This window comes from Pseudonocardia sp. HH130629-09 (assembly GCF_001294645.1).
GTDB lineage: Bacteria > Actinomycetota > Actinomycetes > Mycobacteriales > Pseudonocardiaceae > Pseudonocardia.
Map to the genome: position 1 here is coordinate 1,339,305 of NZ_CP011868.1, position 18,608 is coordinate 1,357,912.

Below are 18,608 nucleotides of genomic sequence, written 5' to 3' on the forward strand. Positions count from 1 at the left end.
TGGCGGTGCACGTCGGGCAGCACGACACGACGATGGACGCACCCACAGGACACGTCACGCTCCGGCGCGCGGATTCGCGGGCGCGCACGCGGACCGGCTGGCTCGACTCGCGGCACGGCTTCTCCTCCGGCGCGCACTACGACCCGGCCAACACCCACTTCGGGCTGCTCCTGCTGCACAACGAGGACCGGCTCGTCCCGGGGTGCGGCTACGACGAGCACCCGCACCGCGACACCGAGATCCTCACCTGGGTTCTCGACGGCGAGCTGGAACACCGCGACAGCGCCACCGGGCGGACCGCGCGGGTCGGGCCGGGCGGAGTGCAGTACCTGGGTGCCGGGTCGGGTGTGCGCCACTCCGAGCATGCGACGCCGGACGGCGGCGTGCGGTTCGTGCAGATGTGGGTGGTGCCCGAGGAGCCCGGCGGCGACCCGCGCCACCTCGTGCGGGAGGCGGACGGCTGGACGCACGGTGAGACGGTCGTCCTGGCCTCGGGGCTGGAACGGCACCGCGACGCGACCCTGCTCCCGCTGCGTCAGCGCGCGGCGGCGCTATCGGTGGCACGGCTCGCGCCGGGGTCGGCCACGGTGCTGCCGACCGCCCCGTTCGTGCACGCGTTCGTGGCGCGCGGGAACGCGACGCTGGAGGACGTGCCCGGTGACGCACTCGCCACGGGCGACGCGGCCAGGGTCGTCGACGACGGCGGCCGGCGGGTCACCGCCGGACCGGCCGGGGCCGAGCTCCTGGTGTGGGAGATGCACGCGGCGCTGGGGTGGTGACACCCGGGCACCGCGGAACGCGGCCGGGGCGCGGGCCTCGGCCGGTGCGGCCTGCTGCCGGTCACCGCGCCGGGCGGGTGACCGGGCGGCTCAGAGCGGCGTGACCGCGCTGGCCTGCGGCCCCTTCTGCCCCTGCTCGATGTCGAACGAGACGCGCTGGCCCTCGTCGAGGCTCTTGTAGCCGTTCGTCTGGATCGCCGAGTAGTGCACGAACACGTCCGCACCACCACCGTCGGGGGCGAGGAAGCCGTAGCCCTTCTCGCTGTTGAACCACTTGACGGTGCCTTCTGCCATTACCGCTCCCTGGAGATCATCGGCCCGGAGCACTCCGCCCCGGACCGCGGGCCAGCGGCGCACACGGTCGACGCCCTGGTCAGGACGGCGAGTCGCGAGGACGAGTGATCACCGCCACCGCCGTCGCGCGGAGCCTATCGTGATCTGCGCCGCCCTGGGAGGGGCGAAAACGGACGACGGCCCGCCTCCGGTGGGGGAGGCGGGCCGTCGCGGGCCGGGTGGGGTCAGGCGGCCCCGCCGTCGCCGATCTGCGGGCCGGCGGCCTGCGGGTCGTCGATCTTGTAGCCGGCCGCGGCCTCGGCCGCGGTCTCGGTCTTGACCAGGCCCTGCTTCGCCAGCAGCGACAGCGCGCCGACGACGATGGACTCGGCGTCGACCGCGAAGTGCCGGCGCACGGCCGGACGGGTGTCGGACAGCCCGAACCCGTCGGTGCCCAGCGACAGGAACGGCGCCGGGGACCACTGGCGGATCTGGTCGGGGACCGCACGCATCCAGTCCGAGACCGCCACGACCGGGGCCTCGCCGTTGTCGCCCTCGGCCAGCTTCTGGGTCACGTAGGGCACGACCGGCTCGTCGCCGGGCTTGAGCAGGTTGGCGTGCTCGGCGTCGACGCCGTCGCGGCGCAGCTCGCCCCACGACGTCACCGACCAGACCTCGGCACGGACGTCCCACTCGTCGGAGAGCATCTTCTGTGCGGTCAGCGCCCACGGCAGCGAGACGCCGGAGGCGAGCAGCCGCACCACCGGGCCGGTGCCCTCGGGAGCCGGGGCGAAGCGGTACATGCCCCGCAGGATGCCCTCGCGGTCCACGTTCTCCGGCTCGGCCGGCTGGCGGTAGGGCTCGTTGTAGACCGTCAGGTAGTAGATGACGTTCTCGGGCTTCTCGCCGACCATCCGGCGCAGCCCGTCCTGGACGATGTACGCGACCTCGAAGGAGAACGCCGGGTCGTAGGCGACGACGGCCGGGTTGGTCGCGGCGAGCAGCAGCGAGTGGCCGTCGTTGTGCTGCAGGCCCTCGCCGGTCAGCGTGGTGCGACCGGCCGTGGCGCCGACGAGGAAGCCGCGGGCCATCTGGTCCGAGGCGGCCCAGATCGAGTCGCCGGTCCGCTGGAACCCGAACATCGAGTAGAAGACGTAGACCGGGATCATCGGCTCGTCGTGCGTGGCGTAGGACGTGCCCGCCGCGGTGAGCGACCCGACCGAACCGGCCTCGTTGATGCCCTCGTGCAGGATCTGGCCCTGCTCGGACTCCTTGTAGGCGAGCATCAGGTCGGCGTCAACCGAGGTGTAGTTCTGGCCGTTCGGGTTGTAGATCTTCTGGCTCGGGAACATCGAGTCCATACCGAAGGTACGGGCCTCGTCCGGGATGATCGGCACGAAGCGCGCGCCGATCTCCTTGTCCTTGATGAGCTCGCGCAGCAGCCGGACGAACGCCATCGTCGTGGCGACCTCCTGCTTGCCGGACCCCTTCTTGACGAAGTCGTAGACCTTGTCGCCGGGGAGCACCAGCGGCTTGCTGACGGTCCGGCGCGACGGCAGCGGCCCGCCCAGCTGGCGACGGCGCTCCCGCAGGTACTGGATCGCCTCGTCGGACTCGCCGGGGTGGTAGTACGGCGGCAGGTACGGGTCGGCCTCGAGCTGCTTGTCCGAGATCGGGATGCGCTGCTCGTCGCGGAACTGCTTGAGGTCGTCGAGCGTGAGCTTCTTCATCTGGTGGGTGGCGTTGCGGCCCGCGAAGTGCGTGCCCAGGCCGTAGCCCTTGATGGTCTTGGCCAGGATGACGGTCGGCTGGCCGTGGTGCGCGGTCGCCGCGGCGTAGGCAGCGTGCACCTTGCGGTAGTCGTGGCCGCCGCGCTTGAGCTTCCAGATCTCGGCGTCGCTCATCGGCTCGACGAGGGACTTGGTGCGCGGGTCGCGGCCGAAGAAGTGGTCGCGGACGTAGGCTCCGTCGTTGGCCTTGTAGGTCTGGAAGTCGCCGTCCGGCGTGGTGTTCATCAGGTTGATCAGGGCGCCGTCCCGGTCGCCGTGCAGCAGGGCGTCCCACTCACGGCCCCAGATGACCTTGATGACGTTCCAGCCGGCGCCCCGGAAGAACGCCTCCAGCTCCTGGATGATCTTGCCGTTGCCGCGGACCGGGCCGTCGAGCCGCTGCAGGTTGCAGTTGACGACGAAGTTCAGGTTGTCCAGACCCTCGTTGGCCGCGACGTGGATCAGGCCGCGCGACTCGGGCTCGTCCATCTCGCCGTCGCCGAGGAAGGCCCACACCTGCTGCTGCGATGTGTCCTTGATGCCGCGGCCGCTCAGGTAGCGGTTGAACCGCGCCTGCATGATCGCGTTCATCGGGCCGATGCCCATCGAGACCGTGGGGAACTCCCAGAAGTCCGGCATCAGGCGCGGGTGCGGGTACGACGGCAGGCCGCCGCCCGGGCCGGCGTGGCTGAGCTCCTGGCGGAAGCCGTCGAGGCGGTCCTCGGACAGGCGCCCCTCGAGGAAGGCGCGGGCGTAGATGCCGGGGGAGGCGTGACCCTGGATGTAGATCTGGTCGCCGCCGCCCGGGTGCTCCTTGCCGCGGAAGAAGTGGTTGAAGCCGACCTCGTAGAGGGTCGCCGACGAGGCGTAGGACGAGATGTGCCCACCGACGCCGATGCCCGGCCGCTGCGCGCGGTGCACGGTCATCGCGGCGTTCCAGCGCACCCAGCGCCGGTAGGTGCGCTCGACGTCCTCGTCGCCGGGGAACCACGGCTCACGGTCGGTCGGGATGGTGTTGACGTAGTCCGTCGCGGTCAGCGACGGGACGCCCACGTGCTTCTCGCGGGCGCGCTGCAGCATCGTCAGCATTAGGTAGCGGGCGCGCTGGCGGCCGGCGTTGTCGAGGACCGCGTCGAAGGACTCCAGCCACTCGGCCGTCTCCTCCGGGTCGATGTCCGGGAGGTGGGCTGCCAACCCGTCCCGGATGACGTTGACGCGGCGCGGCTCCCCGTTGTCGGTGTTGCCGGCCCTGCTGCTCTGCGCGGTCAAGGGTTCTCCCTGCCTGATTCCGTCGGTGGCCGGGATCGCCCGGCCCTGTCGTACCCGCCGCCGGCATGTGGGGCGACGTCGTCGGCCGGACTCGGCAGTCGTGGCCGTGGCTCGGTCCATCGTGCCTGTTCCGGCGCGGTCCCGAAACTCGTCGTTCACGAAGTCGGGCTCTTGCCGCGAGGATAGGTACTACTCGTACGTAACTGAACGGAGGGCGGGGTGACCTGCGCGTCACCGGGGCGCGAACCCCGGGCCGGTTGCATCCGGTCGGGCCCCCGTGATCGGATGCCCCATCCGATTTCGCGCGAAGGGTGGCGCCCGCACGCGGAACCGAAGACGATGGACTGCGTGAGCAGCGTGAAAGGGGAACGAGTGGTGACCGCGGCAGATGCCGGTGCGTCCGACATCGCGGCAAAGCTCGGCATCGAGCCGGGCATGATCGTCCAGGAACTCGGGTACGACACCGACATCGACGACCAGGTCAGAGAGGCCGTCGAGGACACGACCGGTGAGGAGCTCCTCGACGAGGACGCCCAGGAGGTCATCGACGTCGTGCTCCTGTGGTTCCGCGACGGGGACGGCGACCTGATCGACACCCTGGTCGACGCCCGAACGCCCCTCTCGGACGAGGGATTCGTGTGGGTCCTGACACCCAAGACCGGCCGTGACGGCCACATCCAGCCCTCCGAGATCGCCGAGGCGGCTCCGACCGCCGGGCTGTCGCAGACGTCCAACGCGACGCTCGGGGACGACTGGGTGGGGTCGAAGCTCGTGCCGCCGAAGCAGGGGAAGGGCAAGCGCTGAGCCCAGTCGTCGAGGGTGCGGTCGCCCCGGACTTCGAGCTCCCCGACCAGAACCGGCAGCCGATCTCGCTGGCGTCGGTGCTCGGGTCGGGGCGCTCGGCCCTGCTCGTCTTCTACCCGTTCGCGTTCTCCGGGATCTGTGGTGGGGAACTCGAGGCCGTGCAGTCGACGCTCGGGGACTTCCAGAACTCCTCGGTCCAGGTGCTGGCGATCTCCTGCGACCCGACGTTCTCGCTGGCGGCGTGGGTCACGTCCGCGGGGTTCGGGTTCCCGCTGCTGTCGGACTTCTGGCCGCACGGGGCCGTGGCGTCGTCCTACGGGGTGTTCGACACCGCGAAGGGGATGGCGTTGCGGGGGACGTTCCTGGTCAGACCGGACGGCACCGTCTCGTTCACCGAGGTGAACCGGCCGGGGGAGCCGCGTGACCAGGACGGGTGGCGGCGGGCGCTGGCGGCCGTGTGAAGATGTCTGTCCCGGGCGCGTAGCTCAGCGGGAGAGCACTCGGTTTACACCCGAGCGGTCGCAGGTTCGAACCCTGCCGCGCCCACTCATCTGACCAGCGGTTTCACCTCCGGCAAGATCATCGGTCGGCCCGCGTGACACGTTTCGTGACACGACGGGCTCGTATCCTTGGCCCATGACACGGGCGAAGGCCGGTCGCCGGAGGCAGCGCGGGACGATCGACAGGCTCCCGAGCGGTGCCCTGCGCGTCCGCGTGTACGGCGGCCAGGACCCGGTGTCCGGGAAGCGGAACACCCTCGTCGAGGTGGTCGAGCCTGGCCCGCGCCAGGAGGCACGTGCCGAGGCCGCGCGGACGCGGCTCCTCAACGCCGTCGACGAGCAGCGCAGCCCCCGCACGAGCGCGACGCTGGATCAGCTGCTCGACCGGTACCTGGAGACCCTCGACGTCGGAGCGACCACGCACCGCGCGTACACCCGGTATCTGGAGCTGCACGTCCGCCCGTTCCTCGGGCGGACGAAGGCCGGCGCGGTCGGTGCCGAGGCGTTGGACTCGCTCTACGCCGAGCTGCGTCGCTGCCGCGACCACTGCTCCGGGTCGGCGAAGCGCGTCGACCACCGGACGCCGCGCGAGCACGAGTGCGACGACCGGTGTCGTCCGCACCGCTGCCGTCCGCTCGCGCCGGCGACGATCCGGCACATCCACTTCGTGCTGAACGGGGCGTACTCGCGGGGCGTGCGGTGGCGGTGGGTGTCGGTCAACCCGGTCGAGTTCGTCTCACCCCCGGCGAAGCCGCCGCCGGACCCGCAGCCGCCGTCCGCGGCGGAGGCTGCGCGGTTGTTGAACGAGGCGTGGCGGGACCTGGACTGGGGTGCGTTGGTCTGGTTGTTCATGACCACCGGTGCCCGCCGGGGTGAGCTGTGTGCGCTGCGCTGGTCGAACGTCGACCTGGAATCGGGGACGCTGACGATCCGCCGGGCGATCGCCCAGGACGGCCGGGCGTTGCAGGAGAAGGACACCAAGACCCACCAGCAGCGCCGCCTCGCGCTCGACAGCGAGACGGTCGAGGTGCTGTGCGACCACCGGGAGCGGTGTGAGGAGCGCGCCCGAGCGCTCGGGATCGAGCTGCGGCCGGAGGCGTTCGTGTTCTCGCTGGCGCCAGACGGTTCGGCGAGCCTGGTGCCGGGGTCGGTGACGCAGCGGTACTCGCGGATGGCGGCGCGGCTGGGGTTGGAGACGCACCTGCACAACCTGCGGCACTACTCGGCGACGGAGCTGATCGCGGCCGGGGTGGACGTGCGCACGGTCGCCGGGCGGCTGGGGCACTCCGGGGGTGGGGTGACCACGCTGCGGGTCTACGCGGCGTGGGTGTCTGAGGCGGACCAGCGGGCGGCGAGTGGGCTCGGGTCGCGGATGCCGGAGCGGCCGGCGGGGCCGGGGTCGGAGATCGAGCGGGTACGGCGAGATCCGCGGTCGGCTCGCGAGCGGCTGGCGGTCGAGCTGCTGGAGCTGGTCGAGTCCGGGGCCGTGCCGGTGGGTGGGAATCTCCCGGGGGTCAAGGTGCTTGCTGCTGAGCAGGGGCTCGCGCCGAGCACGGTGCACCGGGCGTTCGAGCTGTTGCGGGAGTGGGGTGTGCTCGTCGGGGCCCCGGGGGATCGGCCGACCGTCGTCGCGCCGCCGACCGAGGACGAGCGTCCGACTGCGCCGGGTCCGGAGGCGCGCGAGCAGCCGATCCCTGACGCGGCGACGGCCGAGAGCTACTTCTCGGTGGTCGTCCGTGGGTCGGGTGGTCGCCGGTACCCGGCCCGGGTCGTGACGGGCAGCCTCGCCGATCCGTCGACGTTCCGGGCCCATCTGCTCGGCATTGCGCGGATGGAGGATCCGGAGACCGCAGGCGACGGAGAGGCGTGGATCGGGGACTTCGAGATCGAGGTTGTTCCCCTCGCCTCCCCGGACCAGACCGCGATGGTCTTTCGCTGGTAGCTCTCACTTCGTCTTCACCTGGACCTACCGCGACCCGCCGGCGGCCACAGCTCGATCGTCCTCACCCTGAGCGGACTCGTCGCCGAAGAGCGGCAACTTGACCTTGACCCAAGGTCAAGGCGGACCGTGAAGGGCATGACGAACCCTGAGTGGACGGGCGTGGTTCCCGTCGAGGACACGGCACTGGCGGTCTCGGACAGCGGAGGTGCGGGCAGACCGGTCGTCTATCTGAACGGCTGCTTCGCCAGTCGGCGGCACTGGAATCCGACCATCGCCGACCTCGGTGACGGGTTCCGGCACGTCACTTTCGACGAGCGCGCCCGCGGCCGCTCGAAGCGCTCGGCCGACTACTCGTTCGCGGCCTGCCTGCGGGATCTCGACGCCGTTCTCCGGGCGCGGGAGGTCCGTCGGCCGATCCTGGTCGGTTGGTCTTACGGGGCCTTCATCGGAACGTTCTGGGCCGAGCAGAACCCCGACCGCGTCGCGGGCGTGGTGAATGTGGACGGGGCACTTCCCTATGGCCTGACCGGCGAGGCGAATCGCGAGCGGATCGAGAAGACGTTCCGCCGCCTCCGGATGCTGCTACCGCTGGTCGCGCCGTTCGGGCTTGCCGCCCGCATGTCGGCCGGCGAGCATGCCGCGGTGAACATCGAGTTGAACGAGCTGGCCGCGTCCTGCGGTCCGGTTCTGGACCGGATCGGCTGCCCGGTGCGCTACGTCGTGGGCAGCGGTGACAGCTTCGGGGGCAGCGACGGCGAGCACGACGATGCTCGTGCCGCACTGAGCCTCCACCTGAGCCGGAACGCAAACCTGCAGATCGGTGCCAAGGTCGCGAGCGACCACGGCAAGATCTTACGCAACGACTACCGGGCCATCGCTCAGGTCGTGCGTGATGTTGCTGCGGCCGATGATCCGGTGACACGCTGAGTTGATGGTCGACGGACTGACGATCGGCCAGGCGGCCGCGTTCTGCGGCGTGACGATCAAAACCGTGCGGCACTACCACCGTGTCGGTCTGGTGGAGGAGCCGCGCCGTGACACCTCCGGATATCGCCGGTACACCTCGACACAGCTGCTGCGGCTGGTTCAGGTACGGACCTTGGCCGAGGCCGGAGTCGCTCTGGCGGAAATCGGCGACATCCTCGGCAGCGACACCGTGGTGTCGGCTGCGGCCCTGTCCGGCGTCGAGCGCAGACTCGATGAGCAGATCGCCGAGCTGATCGGGCGACGCGAAAGGCTGCGTCGTCTCGGCGACGGAGACCGGGCACTGAGCCTTTTTCAACCTGCCGTTCCGGCAGCTCAGGGGCCTGGTTGTGTGGGTGCAGACGCCGAGCTGGCGAGCCGGTGACCTGTGCAGCTGTGGTCAGAGCAGTTGCGCTGCAACCTTCGCGATCTCCTGACGCAGAAGCTCGCTGGTCAGGTTGAAAAAGGCTCACTGTTGTCCGACCGCGCCTGTCTTCTTCTGGAGCGACACGCCGAGGTCGGGTTCCCGCCGGACTTCGTTGCCGAGCAACGCGACGGAATGATTCTGGCGAAGTCGTTGGGGCCCGAGTTCTTCGCCGGGTACCTGACCTTGCTCGATCGACGGCTCGCGGATCCGGGGTATGTCGAGCTGCAGAAGCGCGGCTGGACGGCGGCATCGTGGAGGCCCGACGATCCGCGTCTCGACGACCTCGCCGGTGTGATCGCCGACAACCTGCTCAAGGACCGCGAGCTGATGGAGGTCCAGGGCGCGGCCTTCGTGACGCGTGATGCGGGTGTGCGGTATCGCGTGATCAGCAACCATCGGGCCGATGAGTTGCCGACCGTCGCCCGCCTCAACGAGCTGATCGAAGCCCGGCTCCGGGCAGCAGGTCTCAGAATGCCGACGCAATGAGGTCCCGTCGCCGCCCTGCGGGCCGCCCTACTACTGCTCCGGCTCCGGCTACCGCGCTCGGCAGATACGCTGAGCCGGCCTGTCGTCGACTCGGGAGCGTCACCGCCTTGGCTCCTCGTGGGACCTCTCACCGCATCGCGGAGGATCTGCGCCATCGCATCCGCGACGGCGAGCTGATGCCCGGTTCTTTCCTGCCCTCAGAAGCGCAGCTCTGCGAGCAACACGGCGTCGCCCGGGGAACGGTCCGGGCAGCGCTGGCTGTGCTCGTGGGCGATGGCGTCGCCGAGGTCGTCCCGGGCGTCGGGCGTCGGGTCGTCGGAGGCACCGGGACGGACCGGACGACGGCGTACGGCCGCATCGCCGAGGACCTCGCGGAGCAGATCCGCGCCGGGACGCTGGCCCCGGGCACCGCGCTCCCGAGCGAGGCGGCCGTGACGGAGCAGTACGGCGTCTCCCGCAACACGGCGCGACGAGCGTTCAAGGTCCTCGCAGAATCCGGGGTCGTCGTCGTGCGGCACGGGGTCGGTGCCTTCGTGCAATCGGCCGAGTCCTGAGCAGGAGCGCTACGGTCGCTCCATGACGAGCCCGGAGGGCGTCTCGCCGGATGTCTGGCACGTGCACGGCGAGCGCGTGATCTACGACAGCGAGTGGGTCACGGTCGGCTTGGCTGACATCTCCCAGCCGTCGGGAATGCGCTTCGAGCACCACACTGTCACGCTGCCCGCTGCGGCGATGACGGTCGTGCTGGACGACGACGGCAGCAACATCCTGCTGTCCTGGCGCCACCGGTTCGTGCCGGACCTGTGGAACTGGGAACTCCCCGGCGGCCTGCTCGACGACGGCGAGTCGCCCGCCGAGACCGCGGCCCGGGAGGTCGAGGAGGAGACCGGTTACCGGCCCCGGACGGTCGAGCACCTGGTGACGTTCGAGCCGATGGCCGGGACCGTGCGCAGTGCTCATCATGTGTTCCTCGCGCGCGGCGCGGAGCGGGTCGCGGACCCGACCGAGCTGAACGAGGGCACGTTCCGGTGGGTCCCGCTCGCCGACGTGCCGGGTCTCATCGCAGCGGGGCAGGTCGGCAACTCCGGCGCGCTGGTGGGGCTGCTGCACGTCCTGGCGCTGTCGGGTCCGACGGCGCGGTCACTGGCCGAGTAGCTGCCGGATGCGGCGTCGCTGGCGCTCGGACCCGGTCCGCCCGGCGAGTCGGCCGGCCTGTTCGGCCTGGGTGCGGGCCTCGGCGACCTCGCCGCGGGCTCGCAACGCCAGGGCCAGGTCGACGCGCAGGCCGACCTCCGCGCGGGCGTACTGACCCTCGGGCATCGCGGCCAGGGCGACGCCGAGGTCGTCGATCGCCGACGCCTCGCCGAGGCGGGCCAGGCAGTGCCCGCGCCAACGGGCGAGGTGTCCGGCGTCGAGCATCAGGTACGGCAGCGCGTGCTCCGGCCGGGGCGGAAGCGCCGCGGTGGCCGCGTCGAGTGCCCGCAGCGCGGCGTCCCGCTCGCCGAGGGCCGCGAGGGCTTCGCCCCGTGCGGCGTGCAGCCAGGCCACCAGCTCGCTCGGGATCGGTCCGCGGGCCGTGTCCTGCGCCGAGGTGATCAGGTCGAGTGCGTCGGCGGTCCGCCCGGCGTCGAGCAGGATGAACGCCTGCTGCGCGCGGGCGTAGCCGAGCCCGGCGGCGTGCCCGCTCTCGCGTGCGGCGGCGGTCGCGATCTCGTGCAGCCGCCACGCCTCCGGCAGTCGCCCCATGTCGAGTGCCTGCCACCCGGCGAGTGCGGCGGCCTGGCCGAGCTCATCTGCGGCGTGCTCGCGCGCGGTTCCCGGTAGCGCGTTGCGGACCAGGTTCTGCACGGTCTCGACGTGCGCGACCGCTTGGCCGTGCACCGCGGTCCCGCCGAGCCGGCGGTCCAGCAGCCGGAGCGTCTGGGTCTGCGACCGCAGGAGGTCGACCAGGCCGGGGTCGACGCGGGTGAACTCCGGCAGCTCGAACGACTCGGTGACGAGGTCCGCGGCCGCGGGCTCGCTGCGCGGTGGTTCGACGAGGCCCAGCTCGGCGGCGGAGCAGCGGTACACCTCGCACAGCAGCTCGCGGTAGAAGTCACCGACGACGCCGTCCTGGTTCTCCCAGACGGCGACGCGGCGCCCGAGGCTCTCGTCCTTCGGGAGCTGCTCGCCCCGCCGGGTCGCTGCCGCCCGCAGCTCGTGCAGCAGCCGAGCCTTCTTCCAGCCGCGCTCAGCGCGGACCAGCGCGAGCCGGTTGCCCATCGACGCCCCCTCGTCCCGAGATCAACGGTGACTCGCTGACCTGGGGAAATCAACCCTGATGCGGATGGTCGCATCACCTCACGTCATCCCGCGTCATCTCCCGACAACACCGTTCGCGACTGCAATCTCGGTTCACGGAAGGCCACGGCGATTGACTCCGATCGCCACTCGTGCCTTACTTGTTCAGTACATGTACCTAACATGTACAGATTGGGGTCGTGATGAGTGTTCTTCGAGGGTCGGAGACGGCGCCGCCGGCGCCGAGGTTCTACAGCGTGGCGCAGGTCGCGGCGCTGCTCGGGATGTCGCCGATGACCGTCTACCGGGCGATCGCGGCGGGGGAGTTCCCGGCGGTCCGGATCCGCGGGCGGCTGATCATCCCGGCGAAGGCGATCGAGGCCATCGCCGACCTCGCCGTCGCCGAGCAGACCGTCGTCGACGCGTCGGGCTGGGCGCCGGTGCAGCACGGGAGCGCGGGCTGATGGGCAGCGTCGGGGTGCTGATCCTGTTCATGGTTCTCGGTGCGGTGATCTGCGCGAAGGCGCGGGTCGCGATGGGCGCGGTGGTGTTCTCGCTGATCGCGCTCGTGCTGTTCATCGCCACACCGGTCGGCTCGGGTCTGCCGGACGCGATCTCGACGTTCGTGTCGGCGTTCGACCAGGCGGCCACGCCCGCCCTCAACGGCGCGGGTGCGTCGGCCGGGAGCGGGCAGTGAACCCGGCCGCCGGTTCCGGTAGGGGAGACCTCGCCCTCACGGCCGGGCGGGCCGAGAACCCGGAGGGTCCCGCCTGCGGCGGGGCGGAGGGCCGTCCGGCCCGAGTTTGGCCCGGCCTCACTCAGATTCAAGGGCGCTCCGCTGGCGCTACGCGTCGCTGCGCGACCGACCTTCGGCCGGCCCTTGAGTCCGAGCCTCGGAGGCCGTGCGCGCCTGACGGCGCGGTGGCGGACGGGACGCCGCCACCGGGGGGCCGGACCGGCCGACCCTCCTCAACTCTTCTGGAGGCCAGCGTGAGCGTGATCTTCCTGCCCGGCCCGCCCGTCGTGGACCTGGACGACGACCCGACCGACCTGATCGACGTGACGGACCTGGTGTGCCCGGGCTGCGCCGGCCCCGTCGTGGACGCGCCGCCGTCGGGGTGGCCCGCCCGCGCCGGCCGGTCGCCGGAGTTCTCCCACCTCGACGGCTCGGTGCTCTGCCCGGACGGCATGGGCCGGGTACCGGAGCCGGTCGAGGCGGCCGAGCTGCGGTACGGGCTCACCGCCGCCGGTGCTGGGGCGTCGCTGGACGAGGGCACGGGGTGGTCGGCGTGAGCGCCCGCCCCGCGTCGGAGTGGGCGGTGCGCGAGCGGGTCGCGCAGCCCGAGGACCTGGACCCGCGGTTGCTGCGCCCGACCGGGCGGACGGACCGGCTGCAGGTCGTGGTCGAGCACTACGTCGTCGGGGCGGGTCGGTGCCCGAGGTGTGGGTGGCCGGTGGCGCGCCGGGAGGAGTGCCCGTCGCGTCAGGTCGCGGTGTGCCTGCTGGACAACCGGCCGCTGCCGGACCGGCTCGCGCACCTGGTCGACGTCGTCCCCGGAGCCCGAGCGGGCCGGGACTCGGCGGCCGACCGGCACCGGGAGCGGGCGGAGCTGGACGCGTTGCCGGGGCTGTTCGCCGCCCCGGCCCGGTCCCCGGAGCGAGGGGACACGTCGTGACCGAGACGAGCACGCAGCAGATGGGACGGCCCGGCGACGGGTTCTTGGCGGAAGCACACCGCCGGGCCGCTCTCACCAACCAACAGGAGGTAGGAGAGATGTTCACCGTAGACCCGAGCCGCGGGCGGGGCGAGGAGCTGGACTGGCGGGCCCGCGCGGCCTGCCGCGACGTCGACCCGGAGCTGTTATTCCCGACCGCGACCGCCGGTGCGGCCCTGGCAGCCGAGGAGCGGCGAGCGCTGTCGGTGTGCGCGGAGTGCCCGGTCCTGGCCGCGTGCCGGATCTGGGCGGTCGCGGAGCAGCCGCACGGCATCGCCGGTGGGCTGACCGAGGACGAGCGCCGCCGTGCCCGCCGAGCCGCGCCCCGCAGTCGTCGCGTCGAGCGGCGGCCGGCCGTCGTGCCCGTGCCGTCGCCGCGGACCGATCGGGCGCCGGTCATCGCCGCGGGCTGCGCCGCGCTCACCGCGGGAGCCGACCGCGGCGACGTCGCCCGCACGCTGGGCGTGACCCGTCGGACCGTCGACCGGTGGGCCGCTGCCCTCGTGGTCACCGCGGGCGGTGGTCGGTGATGAGTGTGTTCGACGCGTCCCCGAGGACCGCAGTGTCCGGTCGGGTCCGTGAGCTGGTGCGCCGGATCGCCGTCGAGGCGTTCGGCGCGACCGAGACCGAGGTCCCGATCCCGGGATTCACCGTGTTCACCGACCGCCACCTCGACGACCCCCTGACCGGAATCCGAGCCGCGCTGCTCGTGCACACGGTGGCGGAGTCCCAGCTCACCGAGTACGCCCGAGCCGCCCGCGCGGCGGGCCGGTCCTGGGACCAGATCGCCGACGCGCTCGACATCACCACCGACGAGGTCGCGGTCGTGGGGGAGGCGGCGTTCGACTGGCTGGTCTGCGGCCGTGCCCCGGACCCCGAGCGCGACGGGGTCCGCTCGTTCCGGACGCCGTGCGCGTACTGGCGCTGCTCGACCTGCGACGGCCTGGTCACCGACCACGGCCCGTTCGAGGGAAACCCCGCCAACAGCGAGGACGGCCACGCCAAGGGCTGCACCCGCCACCGCGCCGAGGTGCAGGCGTGGAACGAGGGGTGGGAGCACTGATGGAGATCCTGTTCAGCTCCACCGCCCTCGTCCTGGCGATGTTCGCCGCGGGCGCCCTGCTCGCCTGGGCGCGCGGGGCCCGCGCTCTGGCTGCCGGCCTCGCCCTGGTCGCGCTGCTCCCGGCCGCGACGATCGTCACCGCCCTCTCGTGGCCCGCCCTCATCGCTGTGACCGGGCTGGCCGGGGTGATCGTGTGGCACCGCTGGTCGCGCTCCTCAGCGACCGTGTCCCGCTGGGCCGCGCGGTCCCGCCGCAAGGTCGGCGTGGCCTCGTCGCTGGACATCGTCCGCCACGCTGGAACCCTCGCCGTCCGCCGACGGACCGGCACCGTCCGCCCGTCTCTGACCGCTCTGTCGCGGTGGCAGCGGGCCCGGCTCGCGACCAGCGAGGCCGCCGTGGAGTTGTGCCGCACCGGGGCACTTCGGGTGTGGGCGTTGGTCGAGGACGTGGTGATCGTCGTCGGCGGGCCCCGCACGGGAAAGACCGGGTGGCTCGCCGGCCGCGTCCTCGATGCCCCGGGCGCCGCCCTGGTCACCTCGACCCGCACCGACCTGCTGGACCTGTGCGGGCCGCTGCGCCGCCAGGAACGGGGCGAGGTGTTCGTCTTCAATCCGGCCGGCCTCGGCGACCGCACCTCGACGATCACGTTCGATCCACTGACCGGCTGCACGGATCCGGTGACCGCGACCGAACGGGCCACGGACATGCTCGCCGCCGTCGCCTCCGGATCCGGTGGGGACCGCGAGTTCTGGGACGGTCAGGCCCGCCGCGTCCTCGCCGCGCTGCTGCACGCCGCCGCCCTCGGCGGGAAGCGGATGGCCGACGTCCTCGGCTGGGTCGCCGACCCCGACACCGCCGGCCGCGAGGCCCCGGCTCTGTTGCGTCGGTCGGGGGTGACGGCGTTCGAGCAGGACGTCATGCAGTTCCTGACCACCAACGAGCGCACCCGGTCCTCGATCACCTCCAGCGTGATGCCCGCTCTGGGCTGGCTGACGCATCCGGCGGCGGCTGCGGCGGCGGAGCCGGGGGAGGGGTTTGACGTCGCCCGCCTCCTGGACGACCGCGCGACGGTGTTCCTGCTCGGCGCCGAGGAGGCCCAGACCGCACCCCTGGTGTGCGCGCTGACCGGGCACATCGCCCGCGAGGCCCGACGCCTGGCCGCCGGACAGCCGAAGGGCCGGCTCGACCCGCCGCTCGGGTTGTTCCTGGACGAGGCCGCCCTGATCAGCCCGGTCCCGCTGGAGTCGTGGACGGCGGACATGGGCGGTCGTGGTGTGACGATCCTGTGTGCGTTCCAGTCCCGCGCCCAGCTCCTGGCCCGCTGGGGGGAGCACAAGGCGGCGACGATCCTGAACAACACCGCCGCGGTGATGATCTTCGGTGGGACGCGGGACAAGGCGGACCTGGAGTTCTGGTCCACCCTGGCCGGGGAGCGCGACGAGCGAGTCACCACGACCGACGACCACGGCCGGGTCGCCTCGCGCAGTGTGCGGAAGGTGCCGGTGCTGGCGCCGGCGCAGATCGCGAACCTGCCGGCGGGGCGGGTGGTGGTGATCCGGCGCGGGATCGCCCCGGTGATCGGGCGCGCGCAGATGGCGTGGAAGCGCCGTGACGTGCGCCGTCGGGCTCGGCTGCTGCGGCGGATCGAGGCCGAGTCCCGCTGGCACCGCCGCGGCGAGGCGGTCCGGACGTGGGCCGACCTCCAGCTCGAATACGCCCTGACCGCGCTCGCCGCACGGTGGCCGGAGCGCTACGGGGAGGCGGCGGAGCGGGTGCGGTCGTCGAACCGGATGTTCGCGGAGCTGCGCGCGATCCGCCGCGGCGGAGAGCAGGACCGGGCCGTCGAGGCGACGGCGCTGCTCGAACCGGGCCCGGACGGTGAGGGCGGTCGTCCGGCCGGCCCGGCCGATGGCGCGGGTGACGGGCGGTGGACCCGATGAGCGAGCGCTACGAGCTTCTGACCCCGGCCCAGGCCGTCGACCGGCTCGCCGCCGACCTCCCCGGCGGCCGGGCGGACGCCGAGCAGGTCGTCGCCTCCTACCTGCGCGACGCGACCGGCGTGCATGGCCGGCCGTCGTCGGGGTGGCGGATGGATGAGTTCGACGTCGACGACGCCCGTGCCCGGTTCGGGTGGGTCGACTTCGCGGGTGGGGAGACCGTCGCCGCTGCCCGCGCCCGGGCGGACGCCGCCGCGGTCGCGGCGCTACGCGAGGCCCGGGGGACGTCGGCGATCACCGACCCGACCCGGCTGTTCGCGCTGCACTCCGACGCGGAGATGTGGGGCTACCGCGCCCATCGGGTCGGGCTGGACGAGCTGACCGACACCGCGGCGTGTGATCCGCAGCCGCGGCTCGTGACGGTCGCCCGAGAGGGCCGGGAGCGCTCGCACCGCGAAGCCGTCGCGGCTCACGACGTCCGCGTCGCCGCAGCAGAGGCCGCCGCAACCGCCACCGCCCTCACCGAGCAGCACCACCAGGACCAGAACGACCACGACCAGGAGGACGACGTGCACACCCCGAACGACCGCCCCCCGGCGGAGATCGAGGAGCCCGGAGATCGTGAGCGGGTTCTCGCCGAGGGGCACGGTGCGTTCGTCGGCGGGATGTGGTTCACGCCGGATGAGACCGCCGAGGGCGGGGTCCGGCCGCTGACCGAGGTCGAGGTCCGCCGCTTCTCCGACCTGGTGCGCGCCTCGCAGGCCGAGGCCGTCGCCGACCAGCTCGACGACGCACCGGCTCCGGACCGGGCCCCGTCGGTCGACGGTGAGGGGACGGGGTGGGAGCGGTGAACCCGCCGTCGCACCCCGAGCCGGGCGACGGCGGAGCGCTGGCCCGGCTGGCCGGACAGGTCGACACGCTGCGCCGCCAGGTCGCGGAGCTGGAGCCGATCCCGGACCAGGTCGGCGAGCTGGGGCGGCTCGTCGGGCAGCTCTCCGAGGCGCTGGCCGCGGTGACCGCACGCCGGCGGATCCCGGCGGCGCCGTCGTGGCTGCTGGCCCCGATCGACACCGCCGAGACCCGGCGATTGCTCGACGAGCTGCGCGGGTGGGCGCAGGCGGTGTTCCTGCGCTACCCCGACGCGGCGAAGGTGCTTCCCGAGTGCTGGCTGTGGCACCCCGAGGTCGTCGAGGAGCTGCTCTGGCTCATGCACGCCTGGCTCGCCGCCTACCAGGGCCCGGCCGCGTCGGTCGGCGCGGCGGGGGACTGGCACGACCGGCAGCGGCCCGGGGTGGTCAACCGGATCCGGAAGGAGGCCGGGTCGTGCTCGATCGAGCGACACCAGACCCGCCCCGGCTGGAGCGCCCCCGGCGGCGCGGCGCTGCCGGTTCCGGGCACCGATCACGTCGAGGAGATCGCCCGGTGGTGGGCCGGGCAGCGCGACCAGGCCCCGCCCGAGCCCGCCCCGGCGGTCGACGCCGGCCCGATCGGGACGGCTCTGCGATGACGGCCGCGGGAAGCGGGGCGCGCTGGGGTCGGGCGTCGGTGTGGCTCCCGGGCCTGGCCGTCGCGATCGGCGCCGCGGTGGCGACCGCGCACGGCCTGTTCGAGGTCGCGGTCGCCGCGCGGGTCCCGGTCGCGGTGGCGTGGATCTACCCGCTGATCACCGACGGCCTGGCCCTGGTCGCCTACACCGCGACCGCGCGGCTGTCCGGTGGCGCCGCCCGCTACGCGTGGAGCGTGGTGATCGTCGCCGCCGGGCTGTCGGGTCTGGCGCAGGCGGTGTTCCTCGCCGGGCCCGCCCAGGCTCCCGGGGCCCCGCCGGTCGAGGCGGATGCGGTGTTGCGGTTCGGGGTCGGGGCGTGGCCCGCGATCGCCGCGGCCGTCGTCGCGCACCTGCTCTACCTCCTCGCCGAGACCCGCCCCGAGCCGAGACCTGCGGACCGGGATCGGCCCGAGTCCGACGGCGTGTCCGGGCCGCGTGTCCGGGCGACCATCACCGTCCCGCCGTCCGGTCGGACACCAGTGGAACGCCCCGACCCGGTGGGACGCGGCCCGGGTGTCCCGCCCGCGCTGGACGGGCCGGTGATCCCGGCCCCGCCGCGGCCGGTGTCCCACCCGGCACCCCGCCCGGCGGTCCGGCCGGAGCCCGGAACCGGTGCGGGCGCTCAGGAACGCGCCCGCACCACCGCCCAGGCCCACCGTCAGCACCACGGCGACCTCCCGACCGTGCGCGACCTACAGGACCTCGCCGACGTCGGCCGCGGCACCGCCGCCCGAGCACTCCAGCAGCTCCGCAACACCCCGCAGCAGGCCCCGAACGCCCTGCACCTCGTCCCTGACGAGCCCCAGAACAGGACCACCCGATGACCACCAGCAGCCAGAACACCACCGCGACCGA

Annotated in this window: 21 protein-coding genes, 1 tRNA gene and 1 pseudogene; 20 read left to right on the forward strand and 3 right to left on the reverse strand. The window is 72.8% G+C overall.

What is annotated here, in order from left to right; translation table 11 throughout:
• The first annotated feature begins 32 nt into the window (after positions 1–32).
• Entirely contained in the window at positions 33–779 is a 747-nt protein-coding gene (locus tag XF36_RS06015) for a pirin family protein (RefSeq protein WP_060714458.1), read from the forward strand.
• 90 nt (positions 780–869) lie between these two features.
• Here XF36_RS06015 and XF36_RS06020 read toward each other — a convergent pair whose 3' ends face one another.
• Complete coding sequence (locus XF36_RS06020) at positions 870–1,073, reverse strand: cold-shock protein (protein ID WP_020624180.1); 204 nt, start codon at positions 1,071–1,073, stop codon at positions 870–872.
• A gap of 224 nt (positions 1,074–1,297) precedes the next feature.
• Complete coding sequence (aceE, locus tag XF36_RS06025; RefSeq protein WP_060711228.1) at positions 1,298–4,090, reverse strand: pyruvate dehydrogenase (acetyl-transferring), homodimeric type; 2,793 nt, start codon at positions 4,088–4,090, stop codon at positions 1,298–1,300.
• Positions 4,091–4,462: 372 nt separating this feature from the next.
• On the opposite strand from aceE, the gene XF36_RS06030 reads away from it, so the two are divergent.
• The 9 genes from XF36_RS06030 to XF36_RS06070 all read left to right on the forward strand — a co-directional run bounded on the left by XF36_RS06030 (position 4,463) and on the right by XF36_RS06070 (position 10,367).
• The gene (locus tag XF36_RS06030; protein WP_020624178.1) at positions 4,463–4,894 is read left to right on the forward strand and encodes a DUF3052 domain-containing protein; all 432 of its coding nucleotides are present in this window, start codon (positions 4,463–4,465) and stop codon (positions 4,892–4,894) included.
• Positions 4,895–4,956: 62 nt separating this feature from the next.
• Positions 4,957–5,355, forward strand: a complete 399-nt coding sequence (locus tag XF36_RS06035; protein WP_304437854.1) for a redoxin domain-containing protein — start codon at positions 4,957–4,959, stop codon at positions 5,353–5,355.
• 13 nt (positions 5,356–5,368) lie between these two features.
• Positions 5,369–5,440 (forward strand) — tRNA-Val (locus XF36_RS06040).
• A gap of 90 nt (positions 5,441–5,530) precedes the next feature.
• Positions 5,531–7,336 (forward strand): tyrosine-type recombinase/integrase, encoded by a 1,806-nt coding sequence (locus XF36_RS06045; protein ID WP_060711230.1) that lies wholly within the window; start codon positions 5,531–5,533, stop codon positions 7,334–7,336.
• Positions 7,337–7,471: 135 nt separating this feature from the next.
• A complete protein-coding gene (locus XF36_RS06050; protein ID WP_060711231.1) occupies positions 7,472–8,263 on the forward strand; it encodes an alpha/beta fold hydrolase in 792 nt (263 codons plus the stop codon).
• 4 nt (positions 8,264–8,267) lie between these two features.
• A complete protein-coding gene (locus tag XF36_RS06055; RefSeq protein WP_060711232.1) occupies positions 8,268–8,684 on the forward strand; it encodes a MerR family transcriptional regulator in 417 nt (138 codons plus the stop codon).
• A 3-nt stretch (positions 8,685–8,687) separates the two neighbouring features.
• Positions 8,688–9,212, forward strand: a complete 525-nt coding sequence (locus XF36_RS06060; protein WP_060711233.1) for a hypothetical protein — start codon at positions 8,688–8,690, stop codon at positions 9,210–9,212.
• Positions 9,213–9,388: 176 nt separating this feature from the next.
• Positions 9,389–9,766 (forward strand): winged helix-turn-helix domain-containing protein, encoded by a 378-nt coding sequence (locus XF36_RS06065; protein ID WP_238589143.1) that lies wholly within the window; start codon positions 9,389–9,391, stop codon positions 9,764–9,766.
• Positions 9,767–9,788: 22 nt separating this feature from the next.
• Complete coding sequence (locus XF36_RS06070) at positions 9,789–10,367, forward strand: NUDIX hydrolase (protein ID WP_060711235.1); 579 nt, start codon at positions 9,789–9,791, stop codon at positions 10,365–10,367.
• On the opposite strand, the gene XF36_RS06075 is transcribed toward XF36_RS06070, so the two are convergent.
• Positions 10,353–11,474 (reverse strand): hypothetical protein, encoded by a 1,122-nt coding sequence (locus XF36_RS06075; RefSeq protein ID WP_060711236.1) that lies wholly within the window; start codon positions 11,472–11,474, stop codon positions 10,353–10,355. The two genes, XF36_RS06070 and XF36_RS06075, sit on opposite strands and share 15 nt — an antisense overlap.
• Before the next feature lie 275 nt (positions 11,475–11,749).
• On the opposite strand from XF36_RS06075, the gene XF36_RS06080 reads away from it, so the two are divergent.
• The 10 genes and pseudogenes from XF36_RS06080 (at position 11,750) to XF36_RS06125 (ending at position 18,577) form a co-directional block, all read left to right on the forward strand.
• Positions 11,750–11,956 (forward strand): helix-turn-helix domain-containing protein, encoded by a 207-nt coding sequence (locus XF36_RS06080; protein WP_238589144.1) that lies wholly within the window; start codon positions 11,750–11,752, stop codon positions 11,954–11,956.
• Positions 11,956–12,189, forward strand: a complete 234-nt coding sequence (locus XF36_RS06085; protein ID WP_060711238.1) for a hypothetical protein — start codon at positions 11,956–11,958, stop codon at positions 12,187–12,189. The genes XF36_RS06080 and XF36_RS06085 overlap by 1 nt, the downstream gene beginning before the upstream one ends.
• 293 nt (positions 12,190–12,482) lie before the next feature.
• Positions 12,483–12,785: a hypothetical protein gene (locus XF36_RS06090; protein ID WP_145981271.1), complete on the forward strand. Its 303-nt coding sequence runs from the start codon at positions 12,483–12,485 to the stop codon at positions 12,783–12,785.
• Positions 12,782–13,168 (forward strand): hypothetical protein, encoded by a 387-nt coding sequence (locus XF36_RS06095; RefSeq protein WP_145981272.1) that lies wholly within the window; start codon positions 12,782–12,784, stop codon positions 13,166–13,168. Before XF36_RS06090 ends, XF36_RS06095 begins: the two co-directional genes overlap by 4 nt.
• A gap of 137 nt (positions 13,169–13,305) precedes the next feature.
• Positions 13,306–13,542 (forward strand): annotated as a pseudogene (locus XF36_RS33760) (WhiB family transcriptional regulator); the annotation flags it as partial.
• Between the two features lie 194 nt (positions 13,543–13,736).
• On the forward strand, positions 13,737–14,270 hold the full coding sequence (locus XF36_RS06105) for a hypothetical protein (protein ID WP_145981273.1): 534 nt from the start codon (positions 13,737–13,739) through the stop codon (positions 14,268–14,270).
• Entirely contained in the window at positions 14,246–16,210 is a 1,965-nt protein-coding gene (locus XF36_RS06110; protein ID WP_238589145.1) for a type IV secretory system conjugative DNA transfer family protein, read from the forward strand. The genes XF36_RS06105 and XF36_RS06110 overlap by 25 nt, the downstream gene beginning before the upstream one ends.
• The gene (locus XF36_RS06115; protein WP_145981274.1) at positions 16,207–17,058 is read left to right on the forward strand and encodes a hypothetical protein; all 852 of its coding nucleotides are present in this window, start codon (positions 16,207–16,209) and stop codon (positions 17,056–17,058) included. Before XF36_RS06110 ends, XF36_RS06115 begins: the two co-directional genes overlap by 4 nt.
• Positions 17,055–17,714, forward strand: a complete 660-nt coding sequence (locus XF36_RS06120; protein WP_238589146.1) for a hypothetical protein — start codon at positions 17,055–17,057, stop codon at positions 17,712–17,714. Before XF36_RS06115 ends, XF36_RS06120 begins: the two co-directional genes overlap by 4 nt.
• Entirely contained in the window at positions 17,711–18,577 is an 867-nt protein-coding gene (locus tag XF36_RS06125) for a hypothetical protein (RefSeq protein WP_060711245.1), read from the forward strand. Before XF36_RS06120 ends, XF36_RS06125 begins: the two co-directional genes overlap by 4 nt.
• The last annotated feature ends 31 nt before the right edge of the window (positions 18,578–18,608 follow it).

What these genes read in the sequence shown, in the direction of transcription:
- XF36_RS06015 (WP_060714458.1), top strand. Translation starts at nt 33, where the DNA reads ATGGACGCACCCACAGGACACGTCACGCTCCGGCGCGCGGATTCGCGG.
- XF36_RS06020 (WP_020624180.1), bottom strand. Translation starts at nt 1,073, where the DNA reads ATGGCAGAAGGCACCGTCAAGTGGTTCAACAGCGAGAAGGGCTACGGC.
- XF36_RS06045 (WP_060711230.1), top strand. Translation starts at nt 5,531, where the DNA reads ATGACACGGGCGAAGGCCGGTCGCCGGAGGCAGCGCGGGACGATCGAC.
- XF36_RS06050 (WP_060711231.1), top strand. Translation starts at nt 7,472, where the DNA reads ATGACGAACCCTGAGTGGACGGGCGTGGTTCCCGTCGAGGACACGGCA.
- XF36_RS06055 (WP_060711232.1), top strand. Translation starts at nt 8,268, where the DNA reads ATGGTCGACGGACTGACGATCGGCCAGGCGGCCGCGTTCTGCGGCGTG.
- XF36_RS06065 (WP_238589143.1), top strand. Translation starts at nt 9,389, where the DNA reads ATGCCCGGTTCTTTCCTGCCCTCAGAAGCGCAGCTCTGCGAGCAACAC.
- XF36_RS06070 (WP_060711235.1), top strand. Translation starts at nt 9,789, where the DNA reads ATGACGAGCCCGGAGGGCGTCTCGCCGGATGTCTGGCACGTGCACGGC.
- XF36_RS06075 (WP_060711236.1), bottom strand. Translation starts at nt 11,474, where the DNA reads ATGGGCAACCGGCTCGCGCTGGTCCGCGCTGAGCGCGGCTGGAAGAAG.
- XF36_RS06085 (WP_060711238.1), top strand. Translation starts at nt 11,956, where the DNA reads ATGGGCAGCGTCGGGGTGCTGATCCTGTTCATGGTTCTCGGTGCGGTG.
- XF36_RS06105 (WP_145981273.1), top strand. Translation starts at nt 13,737, where the DNA reads ATGAGTGTGTTCGACGCGTCCCCGAGGACCGCAGTGTCCGGTCGGGTC.
- XF36_RS06115 (WP_145981274.1), top strand. Translation starts at nt 16,207, where the DNA reads ATGAGCGAGCGCTACGAGCTTCTGACCCCGGCCCAGGCCGTCGACCGG.
- XF36_RS06125 (WP_060711245.1), top strand. Translation starts at nt 17,711, where the DNA reads ATGACGGCCGCGGGAAGCGGGGCGCGCTGGGGTCGGGCGTCGGTGTGG.